Source organism: Nisaea acidiphila, from assembly GCF_024662015.1.
In the GTDB taxonomy this organism is placed as follows: domain Bacteria; phylum Pseudomonadota; class Alphaproteobacteria; order Thalassobaculales; family Thalassobaculaceae; genus Nisaea; species Nisaea acidiphila.
The window spans coordinates 2,609,012-2,622,731 of the sequence record NZ_CP102480.1 but is presented as its reverse complement, the minus strand read 5'-3'; the positions used below and the strand labels follow the sequence as shown (position 1 = coordinate 2,622,731).

General features: G+C 65.0%; 17 protein-coding genes. 7 read left to right on the top strand and 10 right to left on the bottom strand.

Going from position 1 to position 13,720, the window contains the following annotated elements; all coding sequences use genetic code 11:
* Positions 1–40 precede the first annotated feature (40 nt).
* The gene (locus NUH88_RS12140; protein ID WP_257766674.1) at positions 41–235 is read right to left on the bottom strand and encodes a twin transmembrane helix small protein; all 195 of its coding nucleotides are present in this window, start codon (positions 233–235) and stop codon (positions 41–43) included.
* Between the two features lie 287 nt (positions 236–522).
* Between NUH88_RS12140 and NUH88_RS12135 the strand changes: the two genes are divergently transcribed.
* The 3 genes from NUH88_RS12135 to NUH88_RS12125 all read left to right on the top strand — a co-directional run bounded on the left by NUH88_RS12135 (position 523) and on the right by NUH88_RS12125 (position 2,624).
* Positions 523–1,233, top strand: coding sequence for a J domain-containing protein (locus NUH88_RS12135; protein WP_257766673.1), 711 nt, complete (start codon positions 523–525; stop codon positions 1,231–1,233).
* A gap of 196 nt (positions 1,234–1,429) precedes the next feature.
* Positions 1,430–1,747: an ACT-like domain-containing protein gene (locus NUH88_RS12130; RefSeq protein ID WP_257766672.1), complete on the top strand. Its 318-nt coding sequence runs from the start codon at positions 1,430–1,432 to the stop codon at positions 1,745–1,747.
* A 28-nt stretch (positions 1,748–1,775) separates the two neighbouring features.
* A complete protein-coding gene (locus NUH88_RS12125) occupies positions 1,776–2,624 on the top strand; it encodes an NUDIX hydrolase (protein ID WP_257766671.1) in 849 nt (282 codons plus the stop codon).
* Positions 2,625–2,628: 4 nt separating this feature from the next.
* On the opposite strand, the gene NUH88_RS12120 is transcribed toward NUH88_RS12125, so the two are convergent.
* Positions 2,629–3,255 carry a gamma-glutamylcyclotransferase gene (locus NUH88_RS12120; RefSeq protein ID WP_257766670.1) on the bottom strand — a complete coding sequence of 209 codons (627 nt, stop codon included), beginning with the start codon at positions 3,253–3,255 and terminating at the stop codon, positions 2,629–2,631.
* Positions 3,256–3,291: 36 nt separating this feature from the next.
* Between NUH88_RS12120 and NUH88_RS12115 the strand changes: the two genes are divergently transcribed.
* Positions 3,292–4,377: a DUF2125 domain-containing protein gene (locus NUH88_RS12115; protein WP_257766669.1), complete on the top strand. Its 1,086-nt coding sequence runs from the start codon at positions 3,292–3,294 to the stop codon at positions 4,375–4,377.
* Here the strand turns inward: NUH88_RS12115 and NUH88_RS12110 are convergent.
* From NUH88_RS12110 to NUH88_RS12090, 5 genes are all read right to left on the bottom strand, one after another.
* On the bottom strand, positions 4,354–5,328 hold the full coding sequence (locus tag NUH88_RS12110) for a prephenate/arogenate dehydrogenase family protein (protein WP_257766668.1): 975 nt from the start codon (positions 5,326–5,328) through the stop codon (positions 4,354–4,356). The two genes, NUH88_RS12115 and NUH88_RS12110, sit on opposite strands and share 24 nt — an antisense overlap.
* Entirely contained in the window at positions 5,325–6,431 is a 1,107-nt protein-coding gene (locus NUH88_RS12105; protein ID WP_257766667.1) for a pyridoxal phosphate-dependent aminotransferase, read from the bottom strand. The genes NUH88_RS12110 and NUH88_RS12105 overlap by 4 nt, the downstream gene beginning before the upstream one ends.
* Before the next feature lie 60 nt (positions 6,432–6,491).
* A complete protein-coding gene (locus NUH88_RS12100; protein WP_257766666.1) occupies positions 6,492–7,283 on the bottom strand; it encodes a chorismate mutase in 792 nt (263 codons plus the stop codon).
* A gap of 195 nt (positions 7,284–7,478) precedes the next feature.
* Positions 7,479–7,796: a putative quinol monooxygenase gene (locus NUH88_RS12095; RefSeq protein WP_257766665.1), complete on the bottom strand. Its 318-nt coding sequence runs from the start codon at positions 7,794–7,796 to the stop codon at positions 7,479–7,481.
* Complete coding sequence (locus NUH88_RS12090; protein WP_257766664.1) at positions 7,793–8,575, bottom strand: class I SAM-dependent methyltransferase; 783 nt, start codon at positions 8,573–8,575, stop codon at positions 7,793–7,795. Before NUH88_RS12090 ends, NUH88_RS12095 begins: the two co-directional genes overlap by 4 nt.
* A 114-nt stretch (positions 8,576–8,689) precedes the next feature.
* Here NUH88_RS12090 and gloB point away from each other — a divergent pair, with 114 nt between their 5' ends.
* From gloB to NUH88_RS12075, 3 genes are all read left to right on the top strand, one after another.
* On the top strand, positions 8,690–9,460 hold the full coding sequence (gene gloB / locus NUH88_RS12085) for a hydroxyacylglutathione hydrolase (RefSeq protein WP_257766663.1): 771 nt from the start codon (positions 8,690–8,692) through the stop codon (positions 9,458–9,460).
* A gap of 72 nt (positions 9,461–9,532) precedes the next feature.
* Positions 9,533–10,144: a glutathione S-transferase gene (locus NUH88_RS12080; protein ID WP_257766662.1), complete on the top strand. Its 612-nt coding sequence runs from the start codon at positions 9,533–9,535 to the stop codon at positions 10,142–10,144.
* Between the two features lie 5 nt (positions 10,145–10,149).
* Positions 10,150–10,593, top strand: coding sequence for a cupin domain-containing protein (locus NUH88_RS12075; protein WP_257766661.1), 444 nt, complete (start codon positions 10,150–10,152; stop codon positions 10,591–10,593).
* Here the strand turns inward: NUH88_RS12075 and NUH88_RS12070 are convergent.
* From NUH88_RS12070 to recR, 3 genes are read right to left on the bottom strand one after another with little or no spacing between them, the layout of a single operon-like run.
* Positions 10,590–12,203, bottom strand: a complete 1,614-nt coding sequence (locus tag NUH88_RS12070; RefSeq protein WP_257766660.1) for a glycosyltransferase family 4 protein — start codon at positions 12,201–12,203, stop codon at positions 10,590–10,592. The two genes, NUH88_RS12075 and NUH88_RS12070, sit on opposite strands and share 4 nt — an antisense overlap.
* On the bottom strand, positions 12,203–13,120 hold the full coding sequence (gene yddG, locus NUH88_RS12065; RefSeq protein ID WP_257766659.1) for an aromatic amino acid exporter YddG: 918 nt from the start codon (positions 13,118–13,120) through the stop codon (positions 12,203–12,205). Before yddG ends, NUH88_RS12070 begins: the two co-directional genes overlap by 1 nt.
* Positions 13,121–13,122: 2 nt before the next feature.
* A complete protein-coding gene (gene recR, locus NUH88_RS12060) occupies positions 13,123–13,710 on the bottom strand; it encodes a recombination mediator RecR (RefSeq protein ID WP_257766658.1) in 588 nt (195 codons plus the stop codon).
* Positions 13,711–13,720: the final 10 nt, after the last annotated feature.

Here is a 13,720-nt window from a genome sequence, read left to right as displayed (position 1 = left end):
CTGAACGCCTCCGAAACTATTTGCCCAAGGCGCTCGGCCGCTAGCGGGAGAGGGCCAGCGCGATCATGAAGAGCGCGACCGCAAGGAATTGAAATAACACGCGATATCGCATGAAACGATTTGAACGCTCGGGCGCGCCGGGCCCGCCGCGCGCCATCGACAGCAAGCCGCCGAAGAGCGACCCCAGCACGAGCAGCAGCGCGATGACCATGAGGATGATGACGAATACAGACATGCCGCCGATATAGAACGACGCATCGGCGAAGACCAGTCAGAAGCGTATCCGGCGTCAATCGGTCACATCGCCAGAGACGAAACGATTTGACAAAAATGCGCCTCAATTCCGGAGCAAAATTTACCTCGCGTTAATGAATCGGACCGAAAGCGAAACAGAATTTACAATTCGTAACTCTTTTGTCAGTTGATTCGGCCCGTTCAACCGAAATAAACTTCCCGAAAGCCCCTAAGATTTGGTATGCGGGGCGCCTGAACCGCAATTTGTAGTAGGATTCGTGATCCCAAATGCCTGACGATTCTGTCCGCGCCTACACCGCTTCCAGCCAGAAAAACGACGCAATATCAATCAATTATAAAAAAAGCCAATCCTACATTGTGCCTTGCTCGAGCGTTTTTCGGGATCGCGTAACTGCACTTGCGGATTCACAAGGCGCCAGCGTCGCCGATCTGGCGCGCGCCGTGCTCATGCTGGTGCCCAATGAGACTGTCATGGCGACGGACGACCCGGGCGAGCCCGCCCCGGACGACCGGGAGGTGGTGAAACTGCAGTCAGGCCCCTCGAAAGGCCGCACTCTGCGCCGGAAACCACGTTTGCAGCTTCGCCTGCCGATTGGTTACGACATCGCCCGGCTACGCCGCGCCCTGGCTCTCTCCATCAAGATGGCGGAAGGCGAACGTCAGCTTGCAGTCGAGAGCACGGAAGACCGTCAACAACGTCAGGACGATCGCGCCGTTCGCAACCGGCTTGAAGAAGATATCGAGCAATTACAGCGTATTATCGGCGACCTGGCCTTTGAACCGCTGCGCGACGGTGTCACCAGCCGGAGCGAAGCATTGCATGTCATGGGCTTCGCCCCGACCGCAGTTCCAGACCAGAAGGTGATTCGCGGGCGTTACCGCCGGCTCGCTCTGGTGTTCCATCCGGACTCCCCGTTCGGCGACCATCAGCGCATGAGCCAACTCAACGAGGCGCTGGAGAAGCTTACCCGCGCCTGACGCCCCCTCCGACACCCAAAAACGCGCCATGCTTGACGGCATGACGGCGCCGCAATAGGGTCCCGCACATGAGCAGCCAACCTCTCCGGCGTCTGGCCGGTCGAATTATCGGGCGAATTAGCAACCCGGTCCTCTGACAGGGCCGGGCCAGTGCTGATTTCCCTTATTCGACCCCCTCGACCGGAGTGGTTTAGTCATGCAAGACGTTGTTGCGTCTCAATCTTTTCACCCGAATTTGTCCGACACGCCCGCCGATGCGGAGGTGACGGCCTGCTTCTCCGTGCAGGCTTCGGCCGAACCGTCGGTCATGCCGCGCGTGCTGGAACTCTTCGCCAAACTCGGCCTGATCCCGACCCGCTGGCACAGCGATCTCGGCGGACGGCGCCGGGACGAGCTCACCATCGACTTGCAGGTGCAGGGCCTGACCGACTCCCAGCGCGACCACGCGGCCGCGCTGCTGCGGAACATGGTCTCGGTCACCTCGGTACTGGTCACGGAAAAGCGCTTTTCCTGAGCCGTCCGGCGATAGGAGAACCCACGAGATGAGCGGCTATCTGCATCATCTTAGGATCTGCAACGCGCACAATCCTGAGGATTACCGTTCCTGGTCGATCGGCGCTTCCGAGGTCGGCATGGTGCCGCATGCCATCGCGGACAAACTGCTCCAGTGCGGTTTCTCGGAAAATGGCTCCGGTCTCGCCCTTCCGGCGGGCCCGTTCGAAGACGTGAGCAAAAAGCTCGCTGAGGTTTCGGAACGATTGCGCGAAGCAGGACTGGCCGCCAGGGCGCGCGGCGAGTTCTATCCCGTGCTGACCCACCCGGACGCCGAGCCGCTGGCCGTCATCGACCGCGGCGTCGCCACCGAGTTCGGGATCGTGAACAAGGGCTTCCACCTGAACGGCATCGTCCGTCGGATGGACGGCACCTTCATGTGGGTTGCGCGCCGGGCGCGGGACAAGGCGACCTATCCCGGCAAGCTGGACAATATGGTCGCGGGCGGTCATCCGGCCGGCATCTCGGCCTTCGACAATCTGCTGAAGGAATGCGCCGAAGAAGCCGGCATTCCGGCGGAAATCGCCGCGACGGCCCGGCCGACCGGAGTCATCAGTTACCGGATGGCGGTTCCGGCCGGGCTCCGGCGGCACATGTTCTACACCTACGATCTCGAGCTCGACCCGGACTTCGTGCCGGAGGCGGTGGACGGCGAGGTCGAGAGTTTCGAATTGCTGCCGGTCGGCGAGGTGATGCGCATCGTCGAGAGCGAACCGGGCGCCTTCAAGTACAACTGCAATCTCGCGATCATCGATTTCCTGCTGCGCCACGGCTTCATCGCCCCGGACCATCCGGATTATTTCGAGCTCGCCAACGGATTGCGGCTTCGGAACGTCTGAGACCTCAGATCGCGGTATCGGGCCGCGCGCCCGGTCGGTTGGCCGGATGCGCCGGAGGACCGGCGGGCGGCACCGGGACCGGCAAGGTGCCTGCCAGCATCCCGTCCACGAGCGCGAGCAGATGCGACAATCGCCGGTCAGTGAGACCGAGCTCCGCGAGGTGGCCGACCGTGTTTGCAAGATAATCCCGGCCCGGGCCCGCGGTACCGTGGCCCTGGAGAATCAGTGCCGCCCGCTCTTCCGGCGTCAGACCGGCTGCATACTGGGCGTGGCTGCGATCGACGACATAGGCCTGCGCCGCCACTTGCCGGCCCGATTCCGGTACGGCAACCGGAAGGATGCGCGGCGCGTAGACCCCCGTGATCATCTCGCGTTCATGCAGATAAGCGAGGACCTCTTCTTTCTTGCCGTCGGCGACCCGGTAGGCGATACCCCTGCACGAGCCGCCGCGATCGAGGCCGAGCACCAGACCGGGTTTTTCCGGCGTACCGCGGTAACGATGCGACCAGACGCAGAAATCGCGGTGATAGCCATTGAGCCGGGCCGGAACCCGCTCCAGATAGTCGAAGCCGGGCCGCCACATCAGCGAGCCGTAACCGAATACCCATAGATCGCCACATTCGGAGGTCATATCCTTGGCCGTCACCCTGAAAAGCAGTTGCAGCAGATGAGTTCCGACTTAATTCCGACACCGCCGCCGCACAAGCGCCAGAGACGCATCGGTACCGTTCTCTCCTTCGTCGTCGCGCTTGCGGTGCTGACCTATGTCGGCAACTGGTTCGCCGCCGCCTACTGGCTCGAAGGCAAGATCCAGGACTGGGCGGCGGAGGAAAAGGCGCGCGGCAACGAGATCGCATATCGGGACCTGCGCTTCGAAGGCTTCCCGTTCGAGATGTCGATTCTCGCCCGCGACGTCTCCTACAAGCGGACACGCGGCCGACTGGAAGAAGCGGTGTCGCTCGGCGCATTGCGCGCCGTGGCAAAACCCTGGGCCCCGCTGGATTACACGCTCACCGCGGAATCCGACGTCACCGCGACGCAACGCAATCTCGATCAGGACACTTTGGTTACCATGGTTGCAGCGCCTCGCAGCCAGCTCGACACGCGTTTCTACGGCTCCGGCATCCTTGAACATGCACGGCTGACCGCGTTCGGCGGTCAGATCACCTCGGAGCGGGCCGGCGACGGCAAGGGACCAAGGGACGCTGCCCGCTTTACCGCCGCATCGCTCACCATCGATCAGGCGGAAGAGATCGGCGATCACACGGACGCCTCCGCAGTCCTGAATCTGACGGCGACCCGGGTCGAGAGTCCCATCCTTTCCACTCTTGGAACACGGGCGGAGCATGCGGCGCTTGCCCTGGAAGCGACCCTGAGAGGCGCACTCAACGGTACCGGCAGCGACGATCTCGCCCTCTGGCGGGACAGCGGCGGCACCCTCGACATCAACCGTTTCACGCTCGCAATGGATCCGGTCGGGCTCCGGCTCAACGCGACCCTGGCGCTCGACCCGCTGCTGCGCCCCGAAGGTGCGGGAACGCTTGAAGTGAAAGGGTTCGACGAGGCCATACAGGACCTCGTCAAGGCAGGTCACATGAAGCAGGACGCGGCAGAGATCGCCAAGCTCGTGCTTGCCGCCTTCAGCCGTACCAGCCCGTCCGACGGCACGCGGATCGTCAGCCTGCCGGTCGCCGCCCAGGACGGGCGGGTGAGCGCCGGACCCTTTACCCTATTCCGGATCCCCGCCTTCTGAAGCCGGCTTGCCGCCATTGGCGTCCGGCCCCCAGGGACTGGTGCCTTCCTGATGCGCCTCCACGACGCGGCGGCGCACGTCGCGCGTGCGGCTGAAAAAGTCGAACAGCTTGTCGCCTTCCCCGTAGCGGATCTGCCGCTGGAGCGCGGTCAGGTCCTCGGTGAAGCGCTGCAGCATCTCCAGCACCGCGTCCTTGTTGGTGAGGAAGATATCGCGCCACATGGTCGGGTCCGAGCCGGCGATGCGGGTAAAATCCCGAAAGCCGCCGGCGGAGAACCGGATCACGTCCTGTCGTTCCTGCTCCTCTACGTCGAAAGCGGTCCCGACGATGGTGTAGGCGATCAAGTGCGGCAGGTGCGAGGTGAGAGCCAGAACCTTGTCGTGATAGGCGGCATCCATCACCTCGACGATGGCGCCGACGCGGGACCAGAGCGCCTCGACCCGGGCGACCGCCCCGGCATCCGTGCCCTCCTCCGGCGTCAGCAGCCAGTACCGGCCATGAAACAGCTCCGCAAAACCGGCATCCGGGCCCGACTTCTCCGTGCCGGCCACCGGGTGGCCCGGCACGAAATGGACGCGTTCCGGCACCTCCGGCGCAACGTCTTTGACCACCGCCATCTTCACAGAACCGACATCGGTCAGGATCGCGCCCTCGGCGAGATGAGGGCCCATTTCCCTCGTGATCGCTCCGTAGGTGCGAACCGGGGAGCAGAGCACGACACAGTCCGCGCCTTCCACCGCACCGGCCAGACTGTCTTGGACGGAATCCGCGATCCCGAGTTCGCGCACCCGGGCCCGAACTTCCGGATCAGGATCGAAGACCGCGACATGGGCTGCCCCGTTGCCGGCGGCACGCACCGCGCGGACGACGGAGGAGCCGATATTGCCGCAGCCGATGACCGCGAGCCGCCGGAAGAGCGGCTCGTCCTGCGGGAACTGGTCCGAGCTCATGATGCCGGCCTTTCCTTGCCGAGGAAGTCCGCCAGAGCGTCGACCACGTCGCGCATTTCCTCACCAGTGCCGATGGAGAGCCGCACCGTGTCCGGCGCACCGTAGCCCGCCATCTCGCGCACCAGAATGTTCCGCTCCGCCAGGAACCGGCGGGCGTCCTCGGCCGTCTTTCCGTCCGTCTCCGGGAAGCGGAGCATCAGGAAGTTGGTCACCGTCGGCAGCGCCTCGAGCCCCAGCTCGGTGAACTTCTCGACCGACCAGGGAAGCCATTTGTTGTTGCTCTCCAAAACGGCCTCCTGGAAGGCGAGATCCTCGACCGCGGCGATCCCGGCCGCGATGGCGAGCGAGTTCACGCCGAACGGCTGCTTGATGCTTTCCAGCGTCGCGGCGATCTCCTTCGGACCGTAGGCCCAGCCAAGCCGGAGGCCGGCCATGCCGTAGAGTTTCGAGAAGGTGCGCAGCATGACCACATTGTCATGGCTCTCGACCATCTCGATCCCACTGTCGTAGTCGTTTTTCGTTACGTATTCGCAATAAGCGGCATCGAGCACGAGCAGGATGTCGTCCCTGAGCCCGGCCCTGAGGCGCTTCACCTCCTCCTGCGGGATGTAGGTCCCGGTCGGGTTGTTCGGATTCGCGAGGAACACCATCCGCGTCCGCGCCGTGACTGCGTTCAGGATCGCATCGACGGAGACGGTGTATTCGTCGTCGGGCGCCACCACGGGCACACCGCCGGCGATCCGCGTCGCCATCGGATAGACCAGAAATCCGTATTGCGTGTAGATCGCCTCGTCGCCCGGTTCGAGATAAGCGAGGCAAAGCACCTGGATCAGCTCGTCGGAGCCGCAACCGAAAACGATCCGCGCCGGATCGATACCGTTGCGCCGCCCGACCGCCTCGGCGAGGCGGCTGGCGCCGAGCGCCGGGTACCGGTGCAGGTCGGGATCGGCGCTGTGCATGGCCGCGAGCGCCTTCGGGCTCATGCCGAGCGCGCCTTCGTTGGCGGAAAGCCGGATCACCTTGCCGGGTTTTTTCGCCCCGCCATGGTTCGGCGTGTAGGAGACCATGGTCGCGATGGAGGATTTCGGTTTGATCGTGGACATCGGATCGTCAATTCATCTGGAAACGGGAACGGGCTGCTGACCGGCCGGTGGCCGGAAGGATCATCCGGCGTGAACCGGGGCCGCGTAAGCGCCGATGCGGTAATAGGGCACCTCGCCTTCGCGGCCGCCCATATGTCGTTCCAGACCTTCGGGAGCCTCGAGGAAGCCCGCCTGCTCGACCAACCTGAAGCCGTCCGCCTCGTCGAGGATTTCGCCGTCGACGGCGTGGCCGGTCTCGACCGCGAAGAGCGTCCGGTCCTCTCCGGACTCCTCCGGCTCCTGCGCCGCGACAATGAAGGCATCGCCCGCAAAACCGTTGATCCCGGCCTCGGGACCGGTCTCACAAAAAGGAAGCCGCGCAATGATGCGCGGCGCCATACCTTCTGCCCTGTCGGAAAGCAGAAGCGGCCACCATCGCGCAGCCTTCATCGCAACGCCCGGAAGCACGCCGAGCGTCGCCGCGCCGGACGACACCGCGTCCAGCACCTTGCCGGCGCCGTCCATGCACTCGATCGATGCCGAGATACCGCAATGGTCGCGCGCCAGGTCGTAGACCCTCTCCGCCCCTTCCGCCATGAAGACGGCCGCGTGGACGTGGGTCTGCATATTGAGGTTCGCGCTCAGGATCTCGCGCCAGAAGCGGATCAGCGTGGGCACGTTCAGAAAGGATTCGTTGCGTGCGACGAGGCGGCGGATGATCTGTGCCTCGCGGCCGGGACGGAAATAGGGGCCGCGGTCGCCGCCCTTGGCCTCGGCGACCTGCTTGCCGATCTCGACGCGGCGCATGAGCAGATCGTGCAGGGCCTCGTCGATCCCGTCGATCTCGCGCCTCAAGTCATCGAGCGTGCTCACCGGACGTGCCTTCCAATCCAAGCAGGGGCCAGCCTCAAAACCGCCGGCGAAAGAAACCGTGCAACGCCGAAACCCCGATTTCGGCGCGGCGGACAGCAATAGCGGCGGCGGACGGCGAATTCAAGCAAGCTGATGACCGGCAGGCGGAAATCGGCGCCTGCCGCGCTGCAAAGTGCGGGATGAGAAAGGCCGTGTCTAAACGACCAGACCCTCGTGCTCGGCCACGCCGCCGGGCACCAGGTCGCAGATCGCGAGGTGGCGCTCCTTGACCAGCGGCGTCGAATACTCCCGGAAATCGGCCATGAAGCCCGCGTTCTTGTGTTCCTCGAACGCATCCATGTCGTCATAGCTTTCCCAGAGATGGAAACTGCCCGCATTCTCCTGGTCGCGGGCAACGAGGAAGCCCTTGCAGCCAGGCTGGGTCAGGCTGTTGGCGGCATGCTTGCGCAAACGGGTCTCGAACGCGTCCGCGTCGGCTGCATCGACCACGAGGTTGACGGCAATCACGATCATTTCTCTGTCCTCCCTTGGTATCCGAACGCTACGCCTCTGCTGCTCCCGGCGGCATTGAGGGCCGGAACCCTCCTGCCGGGGATCGGCAGCAACTGGCGAATGCGCACCGCCCGGCCTTTCGGACGGGCATAGATCTGCTTCGTTGCCTCGATCAATACCACACCGGAAAAGCGGTTGAACCAGCGCTCCCCGAGTTTTTCCACGGCCGGCGCGGAGCGCAGCAGAAGCGGCGAATTCGAGGGCGGCATGTAGAGGGCGTGCGCCGTCAAGGAGGGTGCGAACATATTGTCCTTCAGCAGCCGCGAGAGCTGGGACGGCGAATAGGGATGCCCGTGCCCGAACGGCGTGCGGTCCAGTCGGGCCCAGATTCCGCGCCGGTTCGGCACCACCACCAGGACCTTGCCGTTGCCCGCGAGCACCCGCCAGACCTCCTGCAGCATCGCGCGGAGCTGCTCGGTGCATTCCACCGCATGAACCAGCAGCACCCGGTCGACCGAGACATCCTGCAGCGGCAGCTCCGCCTCGTCGGCGAGGCAGACCAGGCCCTTTCCGTCGCGCGGCCAGTGCAGCACGCCCTGCTGCGATGGCATGATGGCGATCACCCGCTCCGCCTCGTCCCGGAACGGACGCAGGAACGGCGTGGCGTAGCCGAGCCCGAGGACGGTCTCGCCCCTGGTGTTCGGCCACAGCTCGCGGATACGGCGGCGGATCATGCGGCGGGCGACCTGCCCCACGCGCGTGCCGTAAAAATCCCAGAGATCGACGGCGTCGTTGAACATGTTCCAAGCCGGCAGTTCACTTGTCGCGAAGGGATCATAGTGCGCCGCTTGGCCGCGTCAAAAGGTTGATGCTACGGTCCGCCCACCCTATCCCCCGCCAGAGGAGCGAAGGTCATGTCCAAGCTGGATGTCGTGCTGGTCCCCGCCCGATCCGATAATTACGTTTACCTGCTACACGACGCCGACAGCGGCTCCACCGCCGTGGTCGATCCGGGCGCTGCCGCTCCGGTCATCGAGGCCCTGGAGGCTCGCGGCTGGAAAGCCGACCTGATCATCAATACCCACCATCACGGCGACCACACGGAAGGCAACGAGGCGGTGCGAGCGAAATACGGCTGCAAACTGGCCGGCCCGAAATCGGAAACCGCACGGATCGCCGGCATGGACATCACGCTCGCCGAGGGCGACAGCTTCGACTTCGCCGGGCACAAGGCCGAGATCTTCGAGACACCGGGCCATACCAGCGGCCATATCGCGTTCTTCTTCCCGGATTCCGACATCCTGCTTTCCGGCGATACGCTCTTCGTGCTCGGCTGCGGCCGGGTCTTCGAGGGCACCATGGAACAGATGTGGAGCTCGCTGAAGAAGCTGCGAGCCCTGCCGCCTGCGACCCGGATCTATTGCGGTCACGAATATACCCAGTCGAACGCCCGCTTCGCCCTCTCGGTCGACGGCGAGAATGCCAAGCTGCAGGCCCAAGCCTCGGAGATCGACCGGCTGCGCGCCGACGGCCAGCCGACGGTGCCGTCGACCATCGGCGACGAGCTCGACACCAATCCTTTCCTGCGCGCGGACAGCCCCGCGCTGGCCGCCGCCGTCGGCATGGAGGGCGCCGACCCGGTCGCGGTCTTCGCGGAGGTCCGTAAGCGCAAGGACAATTTCTGACCCCGGCGTCTGAGTCGACGCGTCTAAAAAGACCGGTTCCCGGAACCGGATCATGCAAGGGAGCGAAAACGCATGAAACTGATCTATTCCCCCGCCTCGCCCTTCGTGCGGAAGGTGCTGGTCCATCTGAAAGAGCTCGGGCTCGAGGATAAGGTGGAGTTCGCGAAGGTCGCCACATCCGTCGTCGACCAGAGTCCCGAGCTCGCCGCCGCCAACCCGGTGACCAAGATCCCGACGCTGGTGATGGATAACGGCAAGCCGCTCTACGATTCCCGGATCATCACCCAGTATCTCGCCTCGCTTGCGCCGGACTGCGGCTATTATCCGGCGGACGGCGAGGCGCGCTGGGACGTACTGCGGCTGGAGGCCACCGCCGAGGGCCTGATGGATGCCGCGGTCAATGCGCGCTACGAACGCGGCCTGCGGCCGGCCGAAAAACAGTGGGACGACTGGGTCGACGGCCAGATGAAGAAGGTCGAGGGCGCGCTGAAGGCGCTCGACGGCGAAGCGGCGTCCTTTGGGGACCGGGTCGATGCGGGCATCATCGCGGTGGCCTGCGCCTGCGGCTATCTCGACTTCCGCTATGGCGACATGGGCTGGCGCGAGAGCTACCCGTCGCTTGCCGCATGGTACGCGAATTTCTCCGAGCGGCCGTCCATGAAGGAAACCCAACCGCCGTCCTGACGAAAATGAGCAGCGCCGACTGGAAAGCCATCGTCGAAAAACTCGGGATGCAGCCGCATCCCGAGGGCGGCTACTACGCCGAGACCTATCGCGACAACCCTGCGGAGGGCGGCCGCGGAACGGTGACGCAGATCTATTATCTGCTTCCGGTCGGCGAGCTTTCCGCCTGGCATCGGGTGACGGACGCGACGGAGATCTGGCACTTCTATGCCGGCGCCCCGCTCGCCCTCACGCTCTCGCCGAACGGCCACGATGCCGAGGCGCATCATCTCGGCCCGGATGTCCTTGCGGGACAGAAACCGCATGTCGTGGTACCGGAAGGCTGGTGGCAGACCGCGGAAAGTCTCGGCGCATGGACCCTGGTCGGCTGCACCGTCGCGCCTGCCTTCGAGTTTTCCGGCTTCGAAATGGCGCCACCCGATTGGCGGCCGACGCCGCGCAGCAGCTAGATCCGTTCGATCACGCCCATCTTCAGCAGCCAGGCGAGCGCCCGGAAGGTGCGGGCACTCTCGGCCACCTGCTGTTCCGTGAATTCCTGTTCCATCACCATCGGGCCCTGTTCGCGCATTCCCGCGACCAAAGCTTTCCCGTCCTCAAGACTGCGCCTGTCCACCGCCGCGATCGGAGAGCCCGCCAGTTGTTCCAGCAGCATCTCGGCGCCATCCACGGGGCGGACACCGAAGGGCGGTGCGATGGTTCCGCTTGCGAAACCTGCGAAGGTCGCGAAGGGATCCGTGATCTGAGGCACCAGATGCGGTTCTTCCTCGGCATAAAAAGCCCGGCGTTCCTCCAGCTCGCGCCAGAGCGCGTCATAGGCCCCGACAATCACACGCCAGTCATAGACCGCACGCGCCCGGGCCGCGGCGGCAACACCCATGGCCCGGGCCTTCTCCGGCTGCTCCGCCAGAGCTGACAGGGCCTCGACGGTCTTCGGAATGTCGACGGCCACATGCTGCGCGATCAGCCCCATATGGAGGTCGTAATCGTCCTGCTCCGAGGCCAGGCGCCAGGCATATTCGTAACCGGCACCCGACGGCGGCATCAGCGTCGGGATCCGGAACCCCGTTTCGCCGTCGACGACCGTATCCCGATAGCCATCCCAGTCGCTGACGATTGCGGGCAGACCCGCCGCCATCGCCTCGACAGGTGTGATCCCGAAGCTCTCCTGCGCGTTGTCGACGAGCGAAATGAATGCATCGGCCGCGGAGAGCACTTTGTCCTTGGCTGTCCGGTCGCGGGCATCGATCTTCAGAATGCGCACTTGCGGCGCGAAGGTGCGGGCCGCCGCGTCGAACGCGGCTTCGGTTTCCGAATTGTAGTACCAGCCCGCCTCGATCAGCGTAACAGGACGCTGCAGCCGCTGCGTGAGCAGGTTGAGTGCGCGGTACATCGGGATCGGATGCGCCTTGGTGTGATAGCTGAGGCGCCCAAGAAACAGCAGGACGAACGTGTCCTCGCCGATCCCGTGCGTCTTTCGGAAATTCTCTCCAGGGACCGGTCCGATCGACGCGAGCGCCTCCGTATCGACGCCGAGCGGAATCACCGGGAGCTGCGGCAGGAAGGGGGGGCGCCCGCCGGTAATGGCGCCGAGCGAATCCGCATAGTCTCCCGCGAGTTTCTGCACCAGCCTCTGGATTGCCTCAGAGGTGCAGATCAGCGCGTCCCACTCGGCCATTGGCGCGATCAGCATGTCGCGGACCGCCTCCGCGGCACGTTCGGAGGACATTGCGTGCGTCACGCCGGAGAGACTGTAACGCCCGCGCCCAACCCCGCGGCGGTGCCAGGCCCGTTTCGCCAGTGCCGGCCCCGGCATGAAAAGTCCACTGCAATCGGCGAGTGCCCTCGGGTGACTCGCGGGAACCTGCATCAGTTCCCGACCGGTTGGAAAAGCCGCCTCGAAGCGATCGAAATCGGCCGGCATCGCATACACGGGGACCGCGCCCGGCGCGCCATGCTTCATATAGGCTTTCAGAAATCCCTCATTCGCGACCTGACGGCCGACCAAGCGGGACGAGTCGCCCCGCTCCGGGGCGAAAAACAAGGCGGTACGGCGACCCATCAGGAATCCTCCACGGTCTCGGGCGCGACGCGCTTCGGCCGCAGGATCATATCTTTCGAAGCCAGCACCGCACCTCCGACAATCAGCAGACAGGCCGCGCCCACCACGAGCGTGAAAGGTGCAAGACCGACGAGGATGAGCAGCAGGGTCGAGAGCAGAGGTGCGGCATAGGACGATGCGCCCAGCGCCTGAATGTCGCCGCGCTTCACGCCGTAGTCCCAAGTGAAGAAAGCTCCACCGACGGGCCCAAGCCCGAGCAAGGCCACAGCCGACCATTCGAGCGCGCCTTCCGGCCAGACCGTCTGCTCGAACGCGAGGTGGCAGATTGCGCCGAGCACGGCCGTGACGGCGCAGAATCCGCCGACTGCCTCGGTCGGAACGGAGCCGAAACGGCGCGAGAGCACCGAATAGCTCGACCAGGTGACGGCGCAGACGCAGGCCGCGAGATAACCGAAGCTGTAGCGCGGATCGAGTTCAAGCGTCTCGCCCCGGGTGACCAGCAATGCCGCTCCGCCGAGCCCGAGTACGGCGCCCGCGATATGGAACCAGCGCAGCCGCTCGCCCGGTAGCAGGGCCGAGAACACCACGATCAGCAGCGGCCAGAGATAGGCGATCAGCCCGGCTTCCACCGCCGGAGCATTGCGCAGTGCGAGGAAATAGAAGAAGTGATAGCCGAACAGCCCGCCGACCCCGAGCAGCCAGACCAGCGGCGGATGGCGCATATAGGCGAGCGGGTTCTGCCCCCGCGCCAGCCAGAAGGCGCAAGCGATCAGGGTCGCCACGCCGAAACACATGGCGAGCAGCTGGAACGGCGGCACCTTGCCCGAGAGCGCGGTGAAAAGCGCGAGCGTCGCCCACATCAGAACGGCGGTGAAGCCGATCGCGGTGGCCCGGAGCCGGGCCGCATTCTCGTCCATGATCAGACTTCCCGGCGCGCTTTCAGCGCCTGCGTCAGCGTCCCGTCGTCGAGATAATCAAGCTCGCCGCCGACCGGGACACCGCGGGCAAGACGCGTGATCGACACCCCGGTTCCGGCAAGACGGTCGGAGATGTAATGCGCCGTCGTCTGGCCGTCGACGGTCGCATCCATGGCGAGGATGATCTCCGTCACCTCGGGCGATCCGGCGCGCGCAATCAGGCTTTCGATATTGAGATCCTCCGGCCCGACACCGTCGAGCGCGGAGAGCAGGCCGCCGAGCACGTGATAGCGGCCGGAAAAGGCGCCCGCCCGCTCCAGCGCCCAGACATCGCCGACATCCTCGACCACGCAGATCACCGCGCCGTCGCGCTTGTCGTCGCGGCAGATATGGCAGGGATCGGAGGCATCGAGATTGCCGCACACGGAGCACTCGGTGACCGCTTCCGCCGCCTGGCCGAGCGCGTCGGCAAGCGGACGCATCAGCGTCTCGCGCTTGCGCAGCAGATGCAGCACCGCCCGGCGCGCCGAGCGCGGCCCGAGCCCCGGCAGCTTCGCCAGGTAATGCATCACGCGGTCGAGTTCATCCATGCCGGGGGGC

Excerpts from the sequence above, each read along its gene's own strand:
- NUH88_RS12120 (WP_257766670.1), bottom strand. The coding sequence starts at position 3,255 with ATGACCTCCGAATGTGGCGATCTATGGGTATTCGGTTACGGCTCGCTG.
- NUH88_RS12125 (WP_257766671.1), top strand. The coding sequence starts at position 1,776 with ATGAGCGGCTATCTGCATCATCTTAGGATCTGCAACGCGCACAATCCT.
- NUH88_RS12070 (WP_257766660.1), bottom strand. The coding sequence starts at position 12,203 with ATGGGTCGCCGTACCGCCTTGTTTTTCGCCCCGGAGCGGGGCGACTCG.
- NUH88_RS12095 (WP_257766665.1), bottom strand. The coding sequence starts at position 7,796 with ATGATCGTGATTGCCGTCAACCTCGTGGTCGATGCAGCCGACGCGGAC.
- NUH88_RS12130 (WP_257766672.1), top strand. The coding sequence starts at position 1,430 with ATGCAAGACGTTGTTGCGTCTCAATCTTTTCACCCGAATTTGTCCGAC.
- gloB (WP_257766663.1), top strand. The coding sequence starts at position 8,690 with ATGTCCAAGCTGGATGTCGTGCTGGTCCCCGCCCGATCCGATAATTAC.
- recR (WP_257766658.1), bottom strand. The coding sequence starts at position 13,710 with ATGGATGAACTCGACCGCGTGATGCATTACCTGGCGAAGCTGCCGGGG.
- NUH88_RS12080 (WP_257766662.1), top strand. The coding sequence starts at position 9,533 with ATGAAACTGATCTATTCCCCCGCCTCGCCCTTCGTGCGGAAGGTGCTG.
- NUH88_RS12105 (WP_257766667.1), bottom strand. The coding sequence starts at position 6,431 with ATGTCCACGATCAAACCGAAATCCTCCATCGCGACCATGGTCTCCTAC.
- NUH88_RS12135 (WP_257766673.1), top strand. The coding sequence starts at position 523 with ATGCCTGACGATTCTGTCCGCGCCTACACCGCTTCCAGCCAGAAAAAC.
- NUH88_RS12075 (WP_257766661.1), top strand. The coding sequence starts at position 10,150 with ATGAGCAGCGCCGACTGGAAAGCCATCGTCGAAAAACTCGGGATGCAG.
- NUH88_RS12115 (WP_257766669.1), top strand. The coding sequence starts at position 3,292 with ATGAGTTCCGACTTAATTCCGACACCGCCGCCGCACAAGCGCCAGAGA.
- NUH88_RS12110 (WP_257766668.1), bottom strand. The coding sequence starts at position 5,328 with ATGAGCTCGGACCAGTTCCCGCAGGACGAGCCGCTCTTCCGGCGGCTC.
- NUH88_RS12140 (WP_257766674.1), bottom strand. The coding sequence starts at position 235 with ATGTCTGTATTCGTCATCATCCTCATGGTCATCGCGCTGCTGCTCGTG.
- yddG (WP_257766659.1), bottom strand. The coding sequence starts at position 13,120 with ATGGACGAGAATGCGGCCCGGCTCCGGGCCACCGCGATCGGCTTCACC.
- NUH88_RS12090 (WP_257766664.1), bottom strand. The coding sequence starts at position 8,575 with ATGTTCAACGACGCCGTCGATCTCTGGGATTTTTACGGCACGCGCGTG.